The sequence below is a fragment of the Advenella sp. FME57 genome, assembly GCF_014897675.1.
Taxonomy (GTDB): domain Bacteria; phylum Pseudomonadota; class Gammaproteobacteria; order Burkholderiales; family Burkholderiaceae_B; genus Advenella.
Genome location: NZ_JABUXU010000058.1, coordinates 1 through 511 on the forward strand (window position 1 = coordinate 1; position 511 = coordinate 511).

Annotated in this window: 1 protein-coding gene; it reads left to right on the forward strand. The window is 47.7% G+C overall.

The window, feature by feature from the left end; all coding sequences use genetic code 11:
• Nucleotides 1-261: hypothetical protein (locus INT32_RS22250; RefSeq protein ID WP_226817359.1), on the forward strand; the 261-nt coding region annotated here is incomplete at its 5' end.
• Nucleotides 262-511: the final 250 nt, after the last annotated feature.

Sequence of the window (511 nt, forward strand, 5' to 3'; positions counted from 1 at the left end):
TCATCGTATCCTCCTTATCAGGCAGGGCCCGGCTTCGGTCGGGCCCTTTTACCGTCTGCGCTGACCATCAGCACAGCGCAGATATTTTGCATTTATCGGGGGCGTGTTCAGACCGGGTTTGATTCAAATGATCGCTTCGTAATCTCCGACAGTTCCATTCATATTGACGATCTGCGGGAAGCTTTGCCTCATTGTCTTGTTGACTTCAACTGCATCGCTTTATTTTTACTATATGTAATGCAAGTCGGTATGTTTACCTGAAGGAATGAGCATCGCAATCAAGGTCTATTTGTACCCTCGGAAAATACGAGATTGACATAGGAATCATGATTAAGTAAATTAAAACCTGAAACCGGTGGGATCCGCCCCACCGGTCCCTGATCAATAAGCTGGTGCGCTATACGCTAGCAATACCAGCGATATACCGATCAGGATAAGTTGTAATACGATTCGTCTCATCGTATCCTCCTTATCAGGCAGGGCCCGGCTTCGGTCGGGCCCTTTTACCGTC